Raw genomic sequence first — 18984 nt, 5'->3', positions numbered from 1 at the left:
GCGCCCAGGGAGATGAGGCGCCCAGAGGAGTGCGCGAGGCGACTGCAGGCGAATCTTCAATACCGAGGCGGTCCCCGTTCTTGACGTGACTGTCTACGAGACCGACGTCCCCGGCGTCGGACGGAAGTTCGAACTGGAGGTCGGTGACGAGTCGCGACTCGTCGTCCTCCTGCATCACGACGGCCGCCGCGAGCTGTTCGTCCGCGAGCGCCCCGAGGCGGACAGCGAACGCGTCGCGGACCTCACCGGCGAGCAAGCCCGCAAGCTCGGCGCGGTCCTCGGCGGTGCGTACTTCCAGCCCGTCGAGTTCTCGAACACGAGCGTCCCCCTCGGTGACGCCATCATCGAGTGGGTGACGATACCCGAAGGGTCGCCGGTCGAGGACGTGACGCTCGCGGACTCGAACCTCCGGGACGCCACCGGCGCGAGCGTCATCGCGGTCCAGCGCGGCCCGGACACCATCGCGAACCCGGACGCGGACACCACGCTCAACGCGGGTGACGTCCTCGTCGCACTCGGGACGCGCGACGAACACGCGGAACTGGAGTCGTTCGTCACCGCCGCGTAATCGTGGCGGAACCCCTCCTGTTCCAGGCTGCCGTCGCCATCGTCGTCCTCGCAGCCGCCGGCCTGCTCGCCCACCGATTCGGGCAGTCCGTCATCCCCGCGTACATCGTCGTCGGTATCGTCGTCGGTCCGAACGCGCCCGTCGTCGAAGGCGTCTCGCTGAACCTCCTCGAGAAGTACGAGTTCATCACGCTGTTCGCCGAACTGGGTATCGTCCTCCTGTTGTTCTTCATCGGCCTGGAGTTCAGCGTCGACCGCCTGCTCGCGCGCCGCGGCGAGTTCACGCGCGCCGGCACCGTCGACTTCGTCGCGAACGCCGGCGTCGGCCTCGCCATCGCGCTCGCGTTCGGCTTCGACCCGCTCGAAGCCGCGTTCGTCGCCGGCATCGTCTACATCTCCTCCTCGGCGATCGTCACGAAGACGCTCGTCGACCTCGGGTGGGTCGCCGACCCCGAGGCCGAGCCCGTCCTCGGCGTGCTCGTGTTCGAGGACCTCGTCATCGCCGTCTACCTCGCGATCGTCTCCGCGGTCGCCACCGGCGCGGGCGACCCCGTCGTCTCCGTCGGTATCGCGCTCGCGTTCCTCGTCGTCCTGTTCGCGGTCGCTCGCTTCGGCGGCCCGGTCGCCGAGCGCGTGTACGCCCACGAGTCCGACGAACAGTTCCTGCTCGGCGTCTTCGGGACGCTCGTCCTCCTCGGCGCTGCGGGGCTCGCCGCGGGCGTGAGCGAGGCCGTCGCCGCGTTCTTCCTCGGGATGGCGTTCAGCGAGACGAGTCACGTCGAACGCATCGAACGCATCCTCTCGCCCGCTCGCGACCTGTTCGCGGCGGTGTTCTTCCTCTCCATCGGCCTCCAGACGGACCTCGGGACGGTCAGGAGCGCGCTCGCGCTCGTCGTCGTCGCCGTCGTCCTCACGACCGCGAGCAAGCTCGCGTCGGCGTACTACGCCGGCCGGACGTACGGCCTCGACCAGCGACGCTCGGTCCGCGTCGCGGTCGCGCTCGTCGCGCGCGGCGAGTTCTCGCTCGTCCTCGCCGCCATCGCCACGAGCGTCGGCACCGGCGCGCTCGGCACCGAGATTCCCGCGTTCGCCGTCGGCTACGTGCTCGTGATGAGTATCCTCGGCACGACGCTCATGCGGTACAGCGACCTCATCACCGACCGGCTCGCCCCCGCGACGTGACGGAAACGGAGAGACGTGGTCGCGTCAGCGTCGTCGCACCCGAGCGGCGACGCGACGCCGCGGTGCCGCGGCGCCGTCAGGGTCGCTGGTCGCCGGCCTCGATACCGGCGTCGGTGATCTGTAACTGGACGCTCTCGCCGGCGGGTTTCGCGCGATGCTTCTCCAGGGTCGCCTTCCGGTTCCCGCCGCGGAACCGGTCGATGCGGACGACCGTCCCCGTCCAGTGCTCGAGGGTGTGACCGCCGAGCGCGCGCGTGCGGTCGCTGTCCGGGTCGCTGAACACCTGGTTCGTGACGACCACCGCGAGGTCGTGCCGGCGCGCGAGCCCGAGGAGGTGCGTGACCTGGTTCGCGACCTCGCGGAGCGAATCCCCGCCCTCGGCGTCGTTCCCGCGCTCCAACCGGTAGAAGCCCGTGACGGAGTCGACGACGACGAGGTCCGCCTGTTCGGCGAACTCCGCGACGTCCTGGACCGCCTCGGCCTGCTCGTCGAAGTCGAGCGCGTCCTTCACCACGACGTTCCCCGTGACGTCGTCGAGGGCCACGCCTGCTGCGTCCGCGGCCGCGGCCGCCACCGCCTCGAAGCGGTCCAGCGACAATCCCTCGGTGTCGACGTACACGACGAGCCCGCCCTGGGCGGCGACCGCGACGCTCGCCGAGAGCGCGACGTTCGTCTTCCCCGCCGCCGGCGGCCCGTACACTTGCGTGACGGTCCCGCGCTCCAGTCCACCACCCAGCAGGTCGTCGAGGGGGCCACAGCCCGTCGAGATGACGCCGTCGTTCACGAAGGTACTGGGGACGGGACCGCACAAAAACGCACGGGAAGCGACGCGGCCCACGCGACCCGGAGCGCGGCCGCGTCGTCGCCGCGCACTCGGCCGTCAGCAGCTCGGTTTCTTCAGGAGCGTGTCGTCGCCCGTATCGGAATCGGCGGTGCGGACGTACCGCTGTCCGTCGCGTTCGACGGCCGCGAGTCGGAAGCGTTCGCCCTTGTAGGAGACGACGATGGTCTTCTCGTCCTCGGCGATCATCTCGTGGACCTCCGCGGGCGTCCGCGTCGTGATCGACCCCGAGCGCGTCGTGAACCCGATCTCCTCGATGCACCGGCAGTCGTCGACGTCGGCGTCGTAGTCCATGCTCACGCACGCGACCTCGTAACTCGCCATGTCAGTCCTTTGGCGGGCGAACGGGAAGAGCGTTCGGCGGCACCGCGCTCGCGTCTGGCGTCGAGCCCGCGGTGACGGGACTTATCTCGCCGGCGCTCGAACCGGCGTGGCGTGATAGTGGTCGCGACGGCGGACTTCGAGGTGTATCACGACGTGGTGGGGGAGCTGCGCGACCGCGGGGTGGCGTTCACGACCGTCGAACCCGGCGACAACCTCCCCGAGAACGCCGCGGTCGTCGTCACCGGCCCGGGAGAGCGCGACACCGTCGAGCGCGACGCCCTGGGGGGCGACAGCGTCGAGGGCGTGCACGTCGTGGAGGCGGAGCCGGACGCGCCGCGAAAGGCGGTGGAGGCGGCGCTCGCGTACCTCCGCGGCGGCGACGGCCGGACGGTCGTCGGCGTCGACCCGGGCCGCAAACCCGGTATCGCGGTGCTCGCCGGGGGCGTCGTGGTGGCGGCGTTCCAGGTGCCGGCGAGCGACGCGGCCGCCGTCGTCAGTGAGGAGGTCGCCGGGGAGACGGACGCGGTGGTGCGCGTCGGCGACGGCGCGCGCCGCGAGGGCGCGAAGGTGATCGGCGGCCTCCAGGACGTCCGCGTGGAACTCGTCGACGAGACCGGGACGACGCCCTATCTGGGAACGGGCGCTCGCGGCATGGGCGACGTCCTCGCGGCGGTGAACATCGCGCGCACCGAGGGCGAGCCCGTCGAGTCCCGCGAGTTCGAGCCGACCGACGGCGAGATACAGCGCGTCAAGGACCGGTCGCGAGAGCTGTCGCCGGACAACCGCGCGGTCGACACCGCGCTCGCGCGTCGCGTCGCTCGCGGCGAACTCGATGTCGAGGCCGCGCTCGCCGAGCACCGCGCCGAGGACGACGGCGACGACGATGGCGACGGCGAAGTCGAAGAGGACGCGTAACGCGAGGCTGGACGCTCGCGGCGAGTGAACGAAACGATATCAGGAGCAGTGACGGTGGGCCGCGCCGTCGCCCCGCGGGGCAGTGTGCGAGGCCGGCCGAGGTGGGCGGTCGGTGCGGGGCGACGCCGGTCGGACCAGTGGGCGCTTGCACTGGCGGTCAGCGGGCAGTCAGCGTGCCGTCATCGGGCGGTCCGCGGCAGCGGGCAGTCAGCGTGCGTTCCAGGCGCAGTGCGTGCACGCGGGAACGCCCTGCACGTTCGCGAGGTCGCTCTCGCACGCCGGACAGGCGGTCGCGCCGGCGGGCCCCCCGTCGGTGACGGGGGTCGGTTCGTCGACGCTGGTGGTGGTGGACGCGTCGGCGTCCTCGAGGGTGACGTCGACGCCGCGGTAGCAGCCGAACGTGAAGTCGTGGGCTTCGGTGGGGTCGGCCATCTCACCTCCAACTGGCACCGCATCGAGTATAAGGCTATGTCTGGATGGATATATGTGCATCCCGCTTCCTAGAGGTGTATAAGGAGTACTTTCGAGTGGGTGGCGGCCGACGCTAGACTGGCGAGAGAGACCTTGTTCCTGCGTCACACGCCCTCGTAGTACGTGCTCTCGGCGCGCCGAACGACCTCTCTGATAGGCAGTCCGGTCTCCCTGGCAACGCGCGCGGCGTCGTCGTACTCGGCGCTCGCGTCGTAGCGCTCGCCGGCCTCGTCGCTCGCGACCTTCACCGTCACCTCGTGGGACTCCCCGTCGACGTCGACCGTGACGGTCTCGAACGCGCGGTCGGCGACCCAGCGGTGACTCGTGCTCGCCGCCCGGACGCCGAGCGTCCCGGTCTCCTCGGCGAGCCGGCGCGCGACCGCGTCCGCGTCAGCCGGCGCGCACACGACCTTCACGAGATGCCCCGGCCGCGACTTCTTCATCGTCGTCGGGAGAACCGTCGTGTCGTACGCCCCGGCGTCGGCGAGCGCGTCCTGCAGGCCGCCCAGTACTTCCGGCGTCGCGTCGTCCAGGTTCGTCTCCAGCACCGCGACGTCCTCCCGACGGAGGCCGCCCGTGGCGTCACCAACAGAGGCCCGCAGCACGTTCGGATGCGCGTCGAACGACTTCGAGCCCGCGCCGTACCCCGAGGCGTCCACCGTCATCGACGGCAGCGAATCCACGCCGTCGGCGTAGTACGCCAGCAGCGCCGCCCCCGTCGGCGTCAGGAGTTCGACGTCGATGGGGCCACCGCGTACCTGCCAGTCCGCGCGCTCCGCGAGCTCCATCACCGCCGGCGCCGGAACCGGATACGTCCCGTGCGCCATCTCGACGCTCCCGCCGCCGACCGCGACCGGCGTCGTCACCACGCGCTCCACGTCGAGGTCGTGCACGAGCGCGCACGCCCCGACGACGTCCGCGATGGCGTCGTCCGTCCCGACCTCGTGGAAGTGCGTCTCCACCAGCTCGACGCCGTGCACGCTCGCCTCCGCCTTCCCCAAGAGTTCGAACGCGCCGAGCGCGTCCTCGCGAACGCCCGCCGGCAGGTCGAGCCCCTCGACGAACTCCACGACCGCCGCGTACGACCGACTCGCGCCGTGGCCCTCACTCGAATCACCGTGCACGTGGTCGTGACCGTGTTCGTGGTCGTGGTCGTCGTGACTGTGTTCGTGGTCGTGGTCGTCGTGACTGTGTTCGTGGTCGTGGTCGTCGTGACCGTGTTCGTGGTCGTGGCTGTGGCCGTCGCCGTCGTCCTCCTCGTCGCTGTCGTTCTCGCCGGTGGCGTCGTCGTGGACGACGTCGACCTTCGTGGCGGTGATGCCGTTCCTGTCCACGTCGTGAACCTCGTAGGTGACGGGGAGCTGGGCGGCGAGGTCGTCGAGGACGCCCGGGTCCGCGCCGGCAGCGACGAGCGCACCCATGAGCATGTCGCCGCTGGCGCCGGTCCGACCGTCGAACGCGAGCGTTCGCATACCTCAACGAGCGGTGGCGAGCGCGAAAAGGCCCGCGGTCGGCTGCGACCCCCACACCAGCGCCGCGACTGGCTTCGGTCGAGCGGCGAGATGTGCGACCGCGAGGGACTAAGTGCGGTGGGTGCGTACGAATCGAACGTGTTCGAGGGTCTCAGAGATCGATGGGCGGCGTGGCGGGGGGACGGCGAGCCGGCGCACTCGCGGCCGCTCGGCGTCGTCCAGAAGCGGGGGCGCGAGGTGTTCGGCGTGAAACTCGGCGACGCGAAGGGCTGGCAGCCCGACTGGCGGGACGTCGAGGACCTCCACGAGGAGGCGATGGAGCGCTACGAGATCCGGCCGACGCCGGTCGGCCACGAGGTCGCGACAGTGCACTTCGACGCGGACGGCAACGTCGTCGACGTGGAGTGGTTCGACGAACCGCGTGCACCGGACGCGGCGTAAGTGGTCGGCGACGCCGATAGCGTTATGCGGCCCGCCAACAACCTTGCTAGTGAGTGGCATGGGTGGGTTGGTGACGTCCCGACGAGACGGTGACGGACCGCCGAAACCCCGTCTGAGCAAAAGACATATCGGGACCGGAGACCCACGTTCGACCATCCAGGCAGTCCCCAAATCATGAACGAAGTCCAACTGGAGGTGGCGAAGGCGTACCCGAACGACTCGGGGCGCGGTATCGCGCGACTTGACCCGGACACGCTCCTGCACCTGAAGCTCAGTCCCGGCGACATCATCGAGATAGAAGGTGCGGACACGACCGCGGCGAAGGTCTGGCGCGCGGACCGACAGGACTGGAACACCGACACCGTCCGCATCGACGGGTTCACGCGGCAGAACGCCGACGTCGGTATCGGCGAACGCGTGACCATCCGGAAGGCCGAAGCGACGAAAGCGGACAAGCTCACGCTCGCACCGCCCGAGGAAGCGAGCGTGCAGTTCGGGAGCGACGCGGCGGGCATGGTCAAACGCCAGATCCTGAAGCGCCCGGTCGTCGAGCGCGACATCGTGCCCGTGATGTCCTCGACGAACCATCCGTTCATGCGCTCGCCCGGGCAGGCGATCCCGCTCATCGCGGTGGAGACCCAGCCGGAGGGCGTCGTCCTCATCACCGAGGACACCGACGTCGAACTCCGCGAGGAACCCATCAGCGGGTTCGAGAAGACCGGGGGCGGCATCACGTACGAGGACATCGGCGGCCTCCAAGGCGAGATCCAGCGCGTCCGGGAGATGGTCGAACTCCCGATGAAGCACCCCCAGATCTTCAAGAAGCTCGGCATCGAGCCGCCCCAGGGCGTGCTCCTGCACGGCCCGCCGGGCACCGGGAAGACCTTGTTGGCGAAGGCGGTCGCGAACGAGACGTCCGCGAGCTTCTTCTCCATCGCGGGCCCCGAGATCATCTCGAAGTACTACGGCGAGTCCGAGCAACAGCTCCGCGAGATCTTCGAGGACGCGACCGAGGAGTCGCCCTCCATCATCTTCATCGACGAACTCGACTCCATCGCGCCCAAGCGCGAGGACGTCACGGGCGAGGTCGAGCGTCGCGTCGTCGCGCAGCTGTTGACGATGATGGACGGCCTCGAGAGTCGGGGGCAGGTCATCGTCATCGCCGCCACCAATCGCGTCGACTCCGTCGACCCAGCGCTCCGTCGCCCGGGCCGGTTCGACCGCGAGATCGAGATCGGCGTGCCTGACGAGACGGGCCGCGAGGAGATCCTCCAGATTCACACGCGCGGGATGCCGCTCTCCGACGACGTGAACCTCCCGAGTCTCGCGAGCGAGACGCACGGGTTCGTCGGCGCGGACATCGAGAGCCTCACGAAGGAAGCGGCGATGAAGGCACTCCGGCGGTACCTCCCCGAGATCGACCTGGACGAGGAGGACATCCCGCCGAGCCTCATCGACCGCATGATCGTGAAGCGCGACGACTTCCGTGGCGCGCTCAACGAGGTGGAGCCGAGTGCGATGCGGGAGGTCCTCGTCGAACTCCCGAAGATCACGTGGGACGACGTCGGCGGGCTCGACGACGCGAAGCAGAACATCGAGGAGTCCATCCAGTGGCCGCTCAATAACCCGGAGAAGTTCGAGCGGATGGGTATCGACCCGCCGGCGGGCGTCCTGCTCTACGGGCCGCCGGGGACGGGGAAGACGCTGATGGCGAAGGCGGTCGCGAACGAGACGAACGCGAACTTCATCAGCGTCCGCGGTCCCCAACTGCTCTCGAAGTGGGTCGGTGAGTCCGAGAAGGCGATCCGGCAGACGTTCCGGAAGGCCCGCCAGGTCTCCCCCACGGTGATCTTCTTCGACGAGCTCGACTCGCTCGCCCCCGCCCGTGGTGGCGAGGTCGGGTCGAACGTCAGCGAGCGCGTCGTCAACCAGCTTCTGACCGAACTGGACGGCCTGGAGGAGATGGGCGAGGTGATGGTCATCGGGGCGACGAACCGCCCGGACATGATCGACCCTGCACTCATCCGGTCGGGGCGGTTCGACCGCCTCGTGATGGTCGGCCAGCCCGAGCTCGAGGGTCGCGAGCAGATCCTCCGCATCCACACGGAGGACACGCCGCTGTCGCCGGACGTGAGTCTCCGCGAGCTCGCGGAGATGACCGACGGGTACGTCGGCAGCGACCTGGAGTCCATCGCGCGCGAAGCCGCCATCGAGGCGTTGCGCGCGGACGACGAGGCGACCGCGGTCGACATGAAGCACTTCCGGACCGCGATGGAGTCCGTCCGTCCCACCATCACGGACGACCTCCTCGAGTACTACGACCAGATCGAGGACGAGTTCCGCGGCGGCGCCGCGGAGACCCGCGACCGCCGGGGCGGCCGTATCGGCTTCCAGTAGTCGAGCGCGGCCGTATCGGCTTCCAGTAGTCGACTGCGTGCGTTCTTCTGTTGCCGGTGTTCGGTGGTCGGTGACCGGCTGGTTCGGGGCGAGTGCCTGCGGAAACGATTTTACGCGCGCTCCGCTTAGGACGCGCCAGTGTCTTCGGTTACCTCGACGCGTCGTACCGCAAACGGTCCGTATCGACCGACTCGTGACCCGCAGGTGCTCTTGCTCGTCGGTATCGTCGTCGCCGTCGTCGGCCTATGGGTCGTGGGGGTGATGTCGCCGGCGACGCTCTCGGGTGGGGAGAGCGGGCCGGTGTTCCCGTTCCGCGACCAGAGCGAGGACGGCCGGGTGTCGGTGTCGGTGAATCGGTCGGCGGTGGACCCCGGCGACCTGGTTGCGGTGACGGTGTCGGTCGATGGGAAGCCGGTGAGCGACGCGACGGTTCGAGTTGCGGGTGCGTCGTACGCGACGAGTGGCGATGGGACAGCTGTGGTGTCGGTCGACGACCCGGGGTCGTACGAGGTGACTGGGGTGCGTCCGGACGGGAATCGGTCGGCGACGACGACCCTCCGGGTGCGGCGGTTCGAGAGTGCGCTGTCGGTGTCGGTCCCCGAGTCCGTGGTGACTGGCGAGTCGATGCCGGTTCGCGTGGCTCGCGAGAACGGGAGCGCCGTCGATGCGGTCGTCGCTGCTGACGGGGAGACCGTTCGGACTGGCGCGGACGGCGTCGCGAACGTGACCTTCGACGTCGCTGGCGAGTTCGAAGTGCGGGCGTCGAAGGAGCCGACTGCGGAGTACCGGTTCGTCGAGGCGACTGGGGCGGTGACGGTGGAGCGGCGAGCGGTGGCGTTGGTCGCGACCGCGAACCGGAGCGCGCCCCGGGTCGACGAACCGGTCGCGGTGTCGGTGCAGCGGCGAGACACGGGTGAGGCGGTGAACGCGACGCTGTCGCTCGACGGTCGGACGGTCGCGACGGGCGCGGACGGCGTGGCGACCGTGCGCTTCGACGCCGCGGGCGAGGTGGTCGTCGTGGCGGGCGCGAACCGGACGCAGGCGGTTCGGTTCGTCGACGGTCGGGCGCGCGTCGACGTGCGACGGATTCCCGTTCCGCTCTCGGTGTCGGTGTCGCCGAACCCGGTTCGGGAGGGCGAGCGTGCTCGGTTCGTCGTTCGACGGACGGATACGGGCGAGCGCGTCGGCGCGTCCGTGGAACTCTACGGGAGCGCGTACCCGACGGGGGCGGACGGTCGCGTCTCGTTCCCGTTCTACGCGCCGGGGAACGCGACGGTGTCGGCGTCGAAGGCGTCCACGGCGCGCGAGCGATTCGTGGGTGCGAACGCGTCGTTCGTCGTCGTCGGCCCGGAGGTCGTCGCGGACGCGGTCGCGGTCCCGGAGACGGCGCCGGCGGACGGGACGATGCGCGTGAACGCGACGCTCTCGAACGTCGGGAACGAGCGCGCGAGCGAGGACGCGGTCGTGACGGTCGGAACGGCGACGACGCGCGTCAGGACGACGGTCCCGGCGGGCGAGACGACGACCGCGAGCTGGCAGGTGACGACGCCGGACGCGACCGGGAACGTCACCGTCGTCGTCCGCTACGAGGAGGTCCGCGTCGAGCGCACGGTCCGGCTCGTCGCGTCGACGAACGACTCGGCGAACGGGACGACCGGTCCGTCGGCGAACGCGCCCGTCCGCGAGCGTGCTGGCCCAGTGCTCGTGCACTCGGCCCTGGACTCGCGCGCCGCGAGTGGGCTGTCAGACGGTCTGGCCGTGGGTTCGCACGACTCTCGCAGCCGACTGCCGGCAATCGGTGGCGAACCGGCCGTCTGAACCGGTAACTCGCGGTGAACGAGTTGGTCGTGGTGGCTCCGTGGTGGCGCGTGGTCGCGTGCTCGCGGCGCACTCGGACCGCGTGGTCACGCGGTGGTGGCGTGCTACTGCCCTAGTAGTTACCGACTAACATCCGAGGCGAGCCCGGATACTACGACTGGCTCTAAGGCGATTGTAAAACGTCTAGACGTCTCTCGGCCGCTCATGAAAGGTTAATGTGTTGACTAGAGCGCGGTGAAAAGAGTTGAAACCGGTCGAATAATCTCGGCATTATATGCTCCTGTCCGTCCATGGTGGAGATACGATGGCATCCCCGCTCTCCGACTCCCGCGTCCTCCCCCGCTCGCGGCACGTCACCGAATCGGTCGTCAAGCCAGTGCGCTTCCTGGGCTTCTGGAGCGCAGTCGCACTCCCGTTCCTCCACATCCCGCTCCTGCTGACCGGACTCGACGGGACCCCGGACACGCTCGCGTTCCTCGCGCTGTTCGCCCTGAACGTCCTCGCGCTCGTCGTCGGGCACGGCCACGGCGACCACTGAACCGACGCAACGCTCGAATCGACTGCCTTCCTCCACTCGGCGACGCTGGAATCGACTCCCTCCCTCACTCGGCGTCGCCGTCGTACGTTCTCAGGACGAGAGCGACCGCTGGAGTGACGCGACCTCCTCGCGGAGCGCGTCGCGTTTCACGAGCGCGAACCCGGCGAAGATGACGAGGAACCCGACGACCGTGTACGCGGTCGGCACTTCGCCCCGTATCGCCCACCCTGCGAGTGCAGCGAATATCGGGGCGACGTAACTCACCATGTTGATCTCGATGGGGCCGAGGCGCTCGAGGAGGTAGAAGTAGAGGAGGAAGCCGAGTGCGGAGGCGGCGAGGGAGAGGTACGCGAGCGACCAGAGCGCGGTCGTCGTCCACTCGACGCCGAACGTCTGCGTCTCGCCGAGCCCGAGGGAGATGCCGTGCATGATGAGTGCACCGCCGGTCATCGACCACGCTTGCATCGTCTCGATGGGGAGCTCGGCGTCGGGGACCTTCGTCAGGACGCTCCCGAGCGCGAACGATGCGGCGGCGAGGAAGACGAGCGTCTTCGCGACCGCGCCGCCGGCGAGGAGGTTCGCGGGGTCGGGGCGGACGAGGACGGCGACGCCGACGAGCGCGAGGAGCGTGCCGGCGACGGTCGCGGGCGTCACGGGGTTGTCGGGGACGAGCAGTCGCGAGAACCCGGTGGTCAGGACTGGCGAGAGTGCGACGAGGACGGCGGCGACCGCGGACGTGACCGCCGGGTCGGTCTCGCCGACGAACAGGAGGGCGTGGTACGCGGCGATCATGAGCGTCGCGCCGGCCGCGATCAGCGCCCACTCGCCGCGGCCACTGGGAATCCAGTGGTCGACGCGCCAGGCGGCGTACGCGAGCATGATGACACCCGCGATGTCGTATCGGAGTGCCGCGAACAGCACGGGTGGGACGACCTCGACGCCTTCCTTGATGGCGAGGAACGCGCTCCCCCAGACGGCGGCGAGGACGACGAACAGGACGACGTCTCGATAGCGACTCACGTCGAACGCGACGACGGGCCCCAGCCTCAATGCTTCGATTCGAAGGGCTGTCTGCCGCTACCGAAACTCCCGAGCGCTCTCGTGTGCTATGGTCTCTCACGGGGGATGGATTTAAGTCTGAGAGTCGCATCCTGTCAGCTATGGCCGCTCACGGCCGTCCCGCACTGCGGGACCTGTTCGATGAGTCGCCGACCCCCCACATCGCGCACCCGCCCCGGACCCACCATCGTGATTTCTACGTGGCGACGGACGGGTCGTTCCGCGCGAACGACGACGGGGGTATCGGCGCCGTCATCGAGACTCGAGACGGCGAGCGCGTCGCTCGCATCGCCGCAAGCGACGATGCGCCCGACAACAACGTCGCCGAATACCGCGCGCTCCACCTCGGCCTCGACGTCGTCGCCGAGCGTGCACCGCGCACAGCCAGCGTCGGCGTGCTCGTCGACCACGACGAACTCGCCGGGAACGTGAACACCGCCGTCCTCGCCGGCCACCACCCGGACTGGCAGCCGACGCGCGCCATCGAGGTGCCGACGGCGAGCGAGCACCACTGGCGCGGCATCCGCGCTCGCGTCTCCGGGTTCGACGAGGTGCGTGCCGCGCGCATCCACTCCGAGGACAACCCCGCGCACTACCTCGCGAACGCACCCCGCGAGTACGCGCACGTCAACGAGGAGCCCGACCGGTGCGTGCTCCCCGAGTCACCAGGGTCCAGCCCGCAGTACCCGCCGCCGAGCCGCGCCGACCGCCACGCCTCCGACTAACCACCTTTTGTCGGGCCGCTCCCTTCGGTCGCGGCCCGCAAAACGTGGGCGAAAAGGTGGCCTTCGAGGCTCGCGGTCCATCCACGGGGCAGTCTCTCGCTCCCGAAAACGGATGCTTCGCGTTCAGTTGCGTCGGTCAGGCGACCACAGAGACGGTCGTCTCGTCGAGTAACTCGAACACGGCGCGCTCGCCGGGTTCGATGGTCTCGCGGACGAGTGTCGCGCCGTCGACTGCGAGCGAGAACACGTACGTCTCGCCGCGCTCGCAGCGCCCGGAGAGGTACGCGCGCTCCCCGTAGGTCATCTCGCGGACGTCGTCGTACGCGACCCTCCCAGTCTCGTGCACCAGCCGGAAGTGGACGGGCGTCGTCCCCGACGCCGTCGACACGACCTCGAGCGTCGCCGGCTCCGCCAGTTCGTCCTCGGCCTCGGTCGCCGAAGCGTCGGTCTCGGTGCTGGCGTCCGCACTCGCGGCCGCTCCAGCGTCGTCGAGTCGGTCCGGGCGCGACGCCGACGCCGACGCGAATTCGTCGGCCTGGGACGCACCGACGACTCCCGCACAGGCCACGCTGACCGCAGCCGCGACGAACTCCCGTCGCTTCACGCATCCACCGACGACGCCCACTGAAAAAAGCCGGCCGGAGAGACAAACGCCGATTTGACCAACTCGCGCGCGTCTCCAGACGACCACCTCCAGCGTGTCCGAGCCATCACGTCTCGCCGCTGGCGAGCGCGACGACGCGTTCGCCATCGAGGCGACTGCGTCGCCTCGTTTCGTTCGCGGTCCGCAAAACGTGGGCGAAAAGGTGAGCGCGGAAGCTCGCTCAGTTCTCTTGCGCGTCGACGACGGCGACGCCGGCGAGGTTGACGATGTCCTTGACCTCGTCGCCGCGCTGGAGGACGTGCACGGGTTTGTCCATGCCGACGAGCATCGGGCCGATGGCGTCCGCGCCGCCGAGGCGCTGGAGGAGCTTGTACCCGATGTTCCCGGCTTCGAGGTTCGGGAAGACGAGGACGTTCGCGGGCCCTTCGAGGTCGCTGAAGTCGTACGTGCCTTCGAGGATGTCCTCGACGACGGCGGTGTCCGCTTGCATCTCGCCGTCGACGGGCGCGTCGAACTCGGGGTTCTCGCGGAGCATCCGCGCGGCGCGCCGGGGTTTGCGGGTGCCGGGGTTGTCGACGCTCCCGAAGTTCGAGTAGCTGAGCATCGCGACGCGCGGGTCGACGTTGAACTCGCGGGCCAGGTCGGCGGTGTGTTCTGCGACCTCGGCGAGCACCTTCGCGTCCGGGTCCTGGTTCACGGTTGCGTCAGCGCAGAAGATGACGCGGTTCTTGAACGTCAGCATGTAGACGCCCGCGGCGTAGTCCGCGTCCTCGGCGGTCCCGATGACCTGCAGCGGCGGCCGGAGCGCGCTCGGGTAGTGATGCGTGAGCCCCGTCATGAGGGCGTCCGCGTCGCCGGATTCGACCATCACGCTCCCGAAGTAGTTCGAGTCACGGCGCACGAGGTCGCGGGCCTCGTTCTCCGTGAGGCCCTTGCGCTTGCGGATGTCGTGCAGGCGTTTCGCGTACTCCTCGTACTCGCCGGCCTCGCGGGGGTTCGCGACCTCCGGCTCGAAGTCCAGCCCGAGGCGTTCGGTCGTCTTCGCGATCGTCTTCGGGTTCCCGATGAGCACCGGCTCCGCGATACCTTGCTCCTCGAGCTGGTACGCCGCCCGGATCATCTTCTCGTCGGTCCCCTCGGCGAGCGCGATGCGCTTCGGGTCGCTCTTTGCCTTGTTCAGGACGACGCGCATCATCTCGCGGGACTTCCCGAGCCGTGCTTCGAGGCGCTCCTCGTACGCGTCGAGTTCGACCTCGTGCCGCGCGCACCCGGAGTCCATCGCGGCCTCGGCGACCGCGGGCGCGACCTCGAACAGGACGCGCGGGTCGAGGGGCTTCGGGATGATGTAGTCCGCGCCGAACTGCAGGGGCTGGTCGCCGTACGCCTTCACGACCGCGTCCGGGACGTCCTTCTGTGCGAGTTCCGCGAGCGCTCGCGCCGCGGCGACCTTCATCTCCTCGTTGATCTCGGTCGCGCGCACGTCGAGCGCCCCGCGGAAGATGAACGGGAACCCGAGGACGTTGTTCACCTGGTTCGGGTAGTCGGAGCGCCCGGTCGCCATGATGACGGTGTCGTCGCGCGCCGCCTTCGCTTCCTCGTACCCGATCTCGGGGTCGGGGTTCGCCATCGCGAACACGATGGGGTCGCTCGCCATCGACTGCACCATCTCCTGACTGACGAGGCCGCCGATGGAGAGGCCGACGAAGACGTCCGCGCCGTCCATCGCGTCCGCGAGGTCCCCGCCGGGGACGTCTCGCGCGAACTGCTGTTTGTACTCGTTGACGTCGCCGGCGTCCGCGCGTTCCTGGGTGATGATGCCCGAGGAGTCGCACATCGTGATGTTCTCCTTCTTCGCGCCGAGGGAGACGTAGAATCGCGCGGTCGCGATGGCCGAGGCGCCGGCACCGGAGAACACGATGTCGAGGTCCTCGAGGTTCTTGCCGGATATCTCGGCGGCGTTGACGAGCGCCGCGCCGGAGATGATGGCGGTCCCGTGCTGGTCGTCGTGGAAGACGGGGACGTCCATCGAGTCCTTGAGCGCCTCCTCGATCTGGAAGCACTCCGGCGCTTTGATGTCCTCGAGGTTGATCCCACCGAACGTCGGGCCCATCGCGTCGACGGCCTCGATGATCTTCTCGGGGTCGTCCTGGTCGAGTTCGATGTCGAACACGTCGATGTCCGCGAACCGCTTGAAGAGCACGCCCTTGCCTTCCATGACGGGTTTGGAGGCAGCGGCGCCGATGTCGCCGAGGCCGAGGACGGCGCTCCCGTTGGAGACGACGCCCACGAGGTTCCCCTTCGCGGTGTACTTGTACGCGTCGTCCTCGTTCGCCGCGATCGCCTCGCAGGGCGCGGCGACGCCGGGCGAGTACGCGAGCGAGAGGTCCCGCTGGGTGTTCGTCGGCTTCGTCGTCGATATCTCGAGCTTCCCGGGGGGGTCCTCCGCGTGATAGTCCAGTGAGTCCTCGTCGAGTCCCATGGAGGAACCCACCACCGGCGCGGACTAAAAGGTAATCGAAAGCCACATTCGACGACTGTCGATAACCGGGCGGCGCGACCGGGGGCGTCCATGGTCGGATTCCGGCGTACGACGCCACCGGCCACGGTCTGGCCGGTTCGTCGGCGTCGTCAGGTGACGTACGTCGACGGCGCTCGCGTTGCGGGGAACGAACCGGGAGAAGCGACCGCGGTCAGGCGTCGTAGACGGCGGGGCGTTCCAGGGTCACGTCGAAGTCGACGGCGTCGACCGAGATGGTCGGCCAGTCGTCGCCCGTCGTCAGCGGCTCGAACCCGTCGTCGTCGACGAGCACCGTGCCTTCGCTCTTGGCGCCCTCGACGGTCGGGTTCCACGCGTACCCCTGCGGGAGGTGCACGGGCTCGGTACTCGTCGGGGTCGCGATCCACTCGCGGCCGGCGTACCCGGCGGCGCCGCCCTGGTGGTGCTCGCGCCACTCGTCGGGCCACCCGACCGCGTCGTACGCTGCCTGGACGTGCTCGAAGACGTCCGCGGCGGTGCCGTCGTCGCGACCGACGGCGCGCGTCGCCGCGAGCGCCGTCGTCTCCACGCGCGCCGCCGCCTCGTGGCGGTCGGCGAGCCAGTCGGGCGCGTCGAACGCGACCGTTCGCGTACACGACGCGTACAGGCCGTCGTCGTACGCCGTCACGGAGACGATCGCGTAGTCACCGAGCTGGTTCTCCGTCGGCGTGAAGTGCCGGTACGGCGCGGCGCGGTCGGCGCCGCCGACGAGGACGACCGGCGCGGTGAGTTCGCGCACCGAGAGCGCGACCGAGAGCGCGGACGCGACCTCGCCCTCGGTGTCAGTCGACTGGAGCTCCGTGCAGACCGCCTCGACCGCGGCGGCGGTGCGTCGGCCGACGTCCGCGTACTGCTCGCGGTCGCGCTCGGAGAGCGGCTGGCGGAGCGCGCTCGCGTCCACGTCACCGAACCCGGGGACGTCCACGTCCGCCACAGCCGGCTGGCTCGCGACCGCCGCGACCGCCGCCGGCAGGTCGCGCTCGTGCCAGGGGTACTCGACGACGGTCACGTCCTCGGCGAGTTCCTCGTCGCGCAATCGCTCGGTCTCGTTGTTCGGTGCGACGACGGTCACGTCCTCGCCGTCGTAGCCCGCTGCCGCCACGCCGATGCCCGCCTCGTGGTCGACGCGGTTGTCGCCGCCGGTCAGCCACGCGAACCCCTCGGGGCGCGCGAACCACACCGACGCCAGGTCCTCCGCGTCGAGGTAGTCGTCGAGTCGCCGTCGTTCCATACCAGCGCCGTCGAGTGGACGCGCCGTAATCCCGTCGGTTCGCGCACCGCGGAACGACCGCGATTCGCGCCCCCCAGACGAACCATCGAGGCGCCAGCCGCATCGACACGTTGGGCAACGGACACCTAGCCCCTCGTTTATTACGCACCCGTTCGATACCGGTAGTTGATATGTGTGCCCGTTCGACCCGCGACCACGACGCAGCGACCGGCGGTAGCACGGCCCGCAGCGGCATCGACGCGTCCACGGCGATCCGCGGTGCCGGCGCCGGCGCCGCCGCGTTCGTCGCGACGTACGTCGTCTCGTTCCTCCTGTGGACGTTCGTCGAACTCCCCGAGCCGGACAGCATCGGCGAGGCCCTGAACCAGGCGGTCATCGGTATCGTCCGCGATAGCGTCCCCGCGTGGAAGGCCGCCGGCTACGTGCTCTTCAACGCGCAGTTCGTCGAGGTGACGTTCGAGGGCGCGCTCTCCGAGTCGACGTTCAGCCTCATCGCGCTCGCCGACAGCTCGCTGCTCGCGCTCGCGTACCTCGTCCCCGCCGTCGCGCTCGTCGCCGCCGGCTACGCGGTCGCGTCGTCGCCGAGCATCCGCGGCACCGGCCAGTCCGCCGCCGCGGGCGCGCTCGTCGTCGTCGGCCAGCTCGCGCTCGCCGTCGTCGGCGCCATCGCGTTCAGCGCCGAGGGCGACGCCGGCAGCCTCACCGTCCCGCTCGCGAACGCCATCATCATCGCGGGCGTCGTCTACCCCGTCGTCTTCGGCGCCATCGGCGGCGTCCTCGCCGACGTCGCCTGACTCGACTGCGTCTCCCCGCGTCGACGCCGTCCGACTCGACTGACTGCTTCTCTGCACCGCCAGTTCGCGGGCGACCATCTCGCCCCAGTGCGCGGCCTCGCGTCGGTACTACTTACTGCGAGGGACGGAATGGCTAGATACCTTATGGGTGGGTCATCGTACGAACTCGGCCTGGCGACGACGACCGTCGCATCGGCGGTCGCCGTCGCGTCCGCTGCGTACTTGCTGTTCACGGACGTTACGACGGTCGACGGGACCGCCGCGACTGCATTGGAAGCCGGGAACGTGGTGCTGCTCTCCCTCGCGGTCCTCCCGGTCCTCGTGAGCCTCCTGTGTCTCGGTAGCGCGTACACCGGTACGGAGCTTCCGCTCTGGATTGGGAGCGGCGTGGTACTCGTCGTGGGGATGGTCGGCGTTGCGGTCGGCCCACAGTTGCTGGTCGTGGGCGTGCTTCTCCTGCTGAGCGCGTTCTTCGTCTCTCGTTCGGGCGACGACACGGCGGACCCATCGCGGTCGGTCTGACGCAGTCTACAGTTCGCGGGCGACCATCTCGCCCCAGTGTGCGAACCCGTGGCGGTCGTAGAACGCCTTCGCGCGGTCGTTCTCGCGGTCGACGTCGAGCACGAGCCGGTCGAGCGGGAGGGACTGGTCGCGAGCGAGCGCGACCGCGGCGTCCATGAGGTCGTCCGCGACGCCGGTCCCGCGTGCGTCGGGCGCGACGTAGAGTTCGTTGAGGACGGCGGCGTCCCAGACGAACGCGAGGCGCTCGGGGAGCACGAACACGTACCCGAGCAGCGTCTCGCCGCCGTCCCCTCCCGCGTCCTCGTGGCCGTCGGGCGCGCTCGCGACGGTCACGCAGCGTTCGTCGTCGGCGACGCAGCGGTCCACCCAGTCCAGCCAGTCCGCGCGATACGCGTCAGTGAGCTTGTCCTCGTACGTCGCCTGCTTCTCGTCGTCGCCGGTGCCTGCACCGAGCCCGGTCTCGAACCCGGTCTTCAACTCCCAGAGCGCGTCGCGGTCGCACTCGGCGTCGTACGGGCGGATGGTCGCGTCCATGCGAGAGGGTGCA

The 18984-nt window shown here is 69.5% G+C and carries 19 protein-coding genes; 10 read left to right on the top strand and 9 right to left on the bottom strand.

The window, feature by feature from the left end; genetic code table 11:
• Positions 1 to 85: 85 nt before the first annotated feature.
• Together ACZ48X_RS09110 and ACZ48X_RS09105 are read left to right on the top strand one after the other, a co-directional pair.
• On the top strand, positions 86 to 568 hold the full coding sequence (locus ACZ48X_RS09110; protein WP_336352228.1) for a cation:proton antiporter regulatory subunit: 483 nt from the start codon (positions 86 to 88) through the stop codon (positions 566 to 568).
• Positions 569 to 570: 2 nt separating this feature from the next.
• Positions 571 to 1749 carry a cation:proton antiporter gene (locus tag ACZ48X_RS09105; RefSeq protein ID WP_336352229.1) on the top strand — a complete coding sequence of 393 codons (1179 nt, stop codon included), beginning with the start codon at positions 571 to 573 and terminating at the stop codon, positions 1747 to 1749.
• A gap of 76 nt (positions 1750 to 1825) precedes the next feature.
• On the opposite strand, the gene radB is transcribed toward ACZ48X_RS09105, so the two are convergent.
• Positions 1826 to 2533 carry a DNA repair and recombination protein RadB gene (gene radB / locus ACZ48X_RS09100; protein WP_336352230.1) on the bottom strand — a complete coding sequence of 236 codons (708 nt, stop codon included), beginning with the start codon at positions 2531 to 2533 and terminating at the stop codon, positions 1826 to 1828.
• A gap of 96 nt (positions 2534 to 2629) precedes the next feature.
• Entirely contained in the window at positions 2630 to 2914 is a 285-nt protein-coding gene (locus ACZ48X_RS09095; RefSeq protein WP_336352231.1) for a DUF3892 domain-containing protein, read from the bottom strand.
• Positions 2915 to 3025: 111 nt separating this feature from the next.
• On the opposite strand from ACZ48X_RS09095, the gene ACZ48X_RS09090 reads away from it, so the two are divergent.
• Positions 3026 to 3829 carry a hypothetical protein gene (locus ACZ48X_RS09090; RefSeq protein WP_336352232.1) on the top strand — a complete coding sequence of 268 codons (804 nt, stop codon included), beginning with the start codon at positions 3026 to 3028 and terminating at the stop codon, positions 3827 to 3829.
• A gap of 207 nt (positions 3830 to 4036) precedes the next feature.
• Here the strand turns inward: ACZ48X_RS09090 and ACZ48X_RS09085 are convergent, their stop codons facing one another.
• Positions 4037 to 4261, bottom strand: coding sequence for a hypothetical protein (locus ACZ48X_RS09085; RefSeq protein ID WP_336352233.1), 225 nt, complete (start codon positions 4259 to 4261; stop codon positions 4037 to 4039).
• A gap of 143 nt (positions 4262 to 4404) precedes the next feature.
• The gene (gene larC / locus ACZ48X_RS09080) at positions 4405 to 5772 is read right to left on the bottom strand and encodes a nickel pincer cofactor biosynthesis protein LarC (protein ID WP_336352234.1); all 1368 of its coding nucleotides are present in this window, start codon (positions 5770 to 5772) and stop codon (positions 4405 to 4407) included.
• 90 nt (positions 5773 to 5862) lie between these two features.
• On the opposite strand from larC, the gene ACZ48X_RS09075 reads away from it, so the two are divergent.
• The 4 genes from ACZ48X_RS09075 (at position 5863) to ACZ48X_RS09060 (ending at position 10966) form a co-directional block, all read left to right on the top strand.
• Positions 5863 to 6213, top strand: a complete 351-nt coding sequence (locus tag ACZ48X_RS09075; RefSeq protein ID WP_464379847.1) for a hypothetical protein — start codon at positions 5863 to 5865, stop codon at positions 6211 to 6213.
• 174 nt (positions 6214 to 6387) lie between these two features.
• A complete protein-coding gene (locus tag ACZ48X_RS09070; RefSeq protein ID WP_336352236.1) occupies positions 6388 to 8610 on the top strand; it encodes a CDC48 family AAA ATPase in 2223 nt (740 codons plus the stop codon).
• A gap of 204 nt (positions 8611 to 8814) precedes the next feature.
• Positions 8815 to 10428 carry a hypothetical protein gene (locus tag ACZ48X_RS09065; RefSeq protein ID WP_336352237.1) on the top strand — a complete coding sequence of 538 codons (1614 nt, stop codon included), beginning with the start codon at positions 8815 to 8817 and terminating at the stop codon, positions 10426 to 10428.
• Between the two features lie 304 nt (positions 10429 to 10732).
• Positions 10733 to 10966, top strand: a complete 234-nt coding sequence (locus ACZ48X_RS09060; RefSeq protein WP_336352238.1) for a DUF8028 family protein — start codon at positions 10733 to 10735, stop codon at positions 10964 to 10966.
• Between the two features lie 90 nt (positions 10967 to 11056).
• On the opposite strand, the gene ACZ48X_RS09055 is transcribed toward ACZ48X_RS09060, so the two are convergent.
• Positions 11057 to 11986 (bottom strand): DMT family transporter, encoded by a 930-nt coding sequence (locus ACZ48X_RS09055; protein ID WP_336352239.1) that lies wholly within the window; start codon positions 11984 to 11986, stop codon positions 11057 to 11059.
• Positions 11987 to 12126: 140 nt separating this feature from the next.
• Between ACZ48X_RS09055 and ACZ48X_RS09050 the strand changes: the two genes are divergently transcribed.
• Complete coding sequence (locus ACZ48X_RS09050; protein ID WP_336352240.1) at positions 12127 to 12750, top strand: reverse transcriptase-like protein; 624 nt, start codon at positions 12127 to 12129, stop codon at positions 12748 to 12750.
• A gap of 136 nt (positions 12751 to 12886) precedes the next feature.
• Here ACZ48X_RS09050 and ACZ48X_RS09045 read toward each other — a convergent pair whose 3' ends face one another.
• From ACZ48X_RS09045 to ACZ48X_RS09035, 3 genes are all read right to left on the bottom strand, one after another.
• Positions 12887 to 13354 (bottom strand): hypothetical protein, encoded by a 468-nt coding sequence (locus ACZ48X_RS09045; protein ID WP_336352241.1) that lies wholly within the window; start codon positions 13352 to 13354, stop codon positions 12887 to 12889.
• A 220-nt stretch (positions 13355 to 13574) separates the two neighbouring features.
• Complete coding sequence (locus tag ACZ48X_RS09040) at positions 13575 to 15833, bottom strand: NADP-dependent malic enzyme (RefSeq protein WP_336352242.1); 2259 nt, start codon at positions 15831 to 15833, stop codon at positions 13575 to 13577.
• 211 nt (positions 15834 to 16044) lie between these two features.
• Positions 16045 to 17121 carry a M24 family metallopeptidase gene (locus ACZ48X_RS09035; RefSeq protein WP_336352243.1) on the bottom strand — a complete coding sequence of 359 codons (1077 nt, stop codon included), beginning with the start codon at positions 17119 to 17121 and terminating at the stop codon, positions 16045 to 16047.
• A gap of 170 nt (positions 17122 to 17291) precedes the next feature.
• On the opposite strand from ACZ48X_RS09035, the gene ACZ48X_RS09030 reads away from it, so the two are divergent.
• A complete protein-coding gene (locus ACZ48X_RS09030) occupies positions 17292 to 17915 on the top strand; it encodes a DUF7978 family protein (RefSeq protein WP_336352244.1) in 624 nt (207 codons plus the stop codon).
• Positions 17916 to 18059: 144 nt separating this feature from the next.
• Positions 18060 to 18437, top strand: a complete 378-nt coding sequence (locus ACZ48X_RS09025; RefSeq protein WP_336352245.1) for a hypothetical protein — start codon at positions 18060 to 18062, stop codon at positions 18435 to 18437.
• Between the two features lie 6 nt (positions 18438 to 18443).
• Here ACZ48X_RS09025 and ACZ48X_RS09020 read toward each other — a convergent pair whose 3' ends face one another.
• Positions 18444 to 18971: a GNAT family N-acetyltransferase gene (locus ACZ48X_RS09020; RefSeq protein ID WP_336352246.1), complete on the bottom strand. Its 528-nt coding sequence runs from the start codon at positions 18969 to 18971 to the stop codon at positions 18444 to 18446.
• Between the last annotated feature and the right edge of the window lie 13 nt (positions 18972 to 18984).

The organism is Halorubellus litoreus (assembly GCF_055378595.1).
Note: the sequence above shows the minus strand (reverse complement) of the source record. Positions and strands in the feature narration are given on the sequence as shown.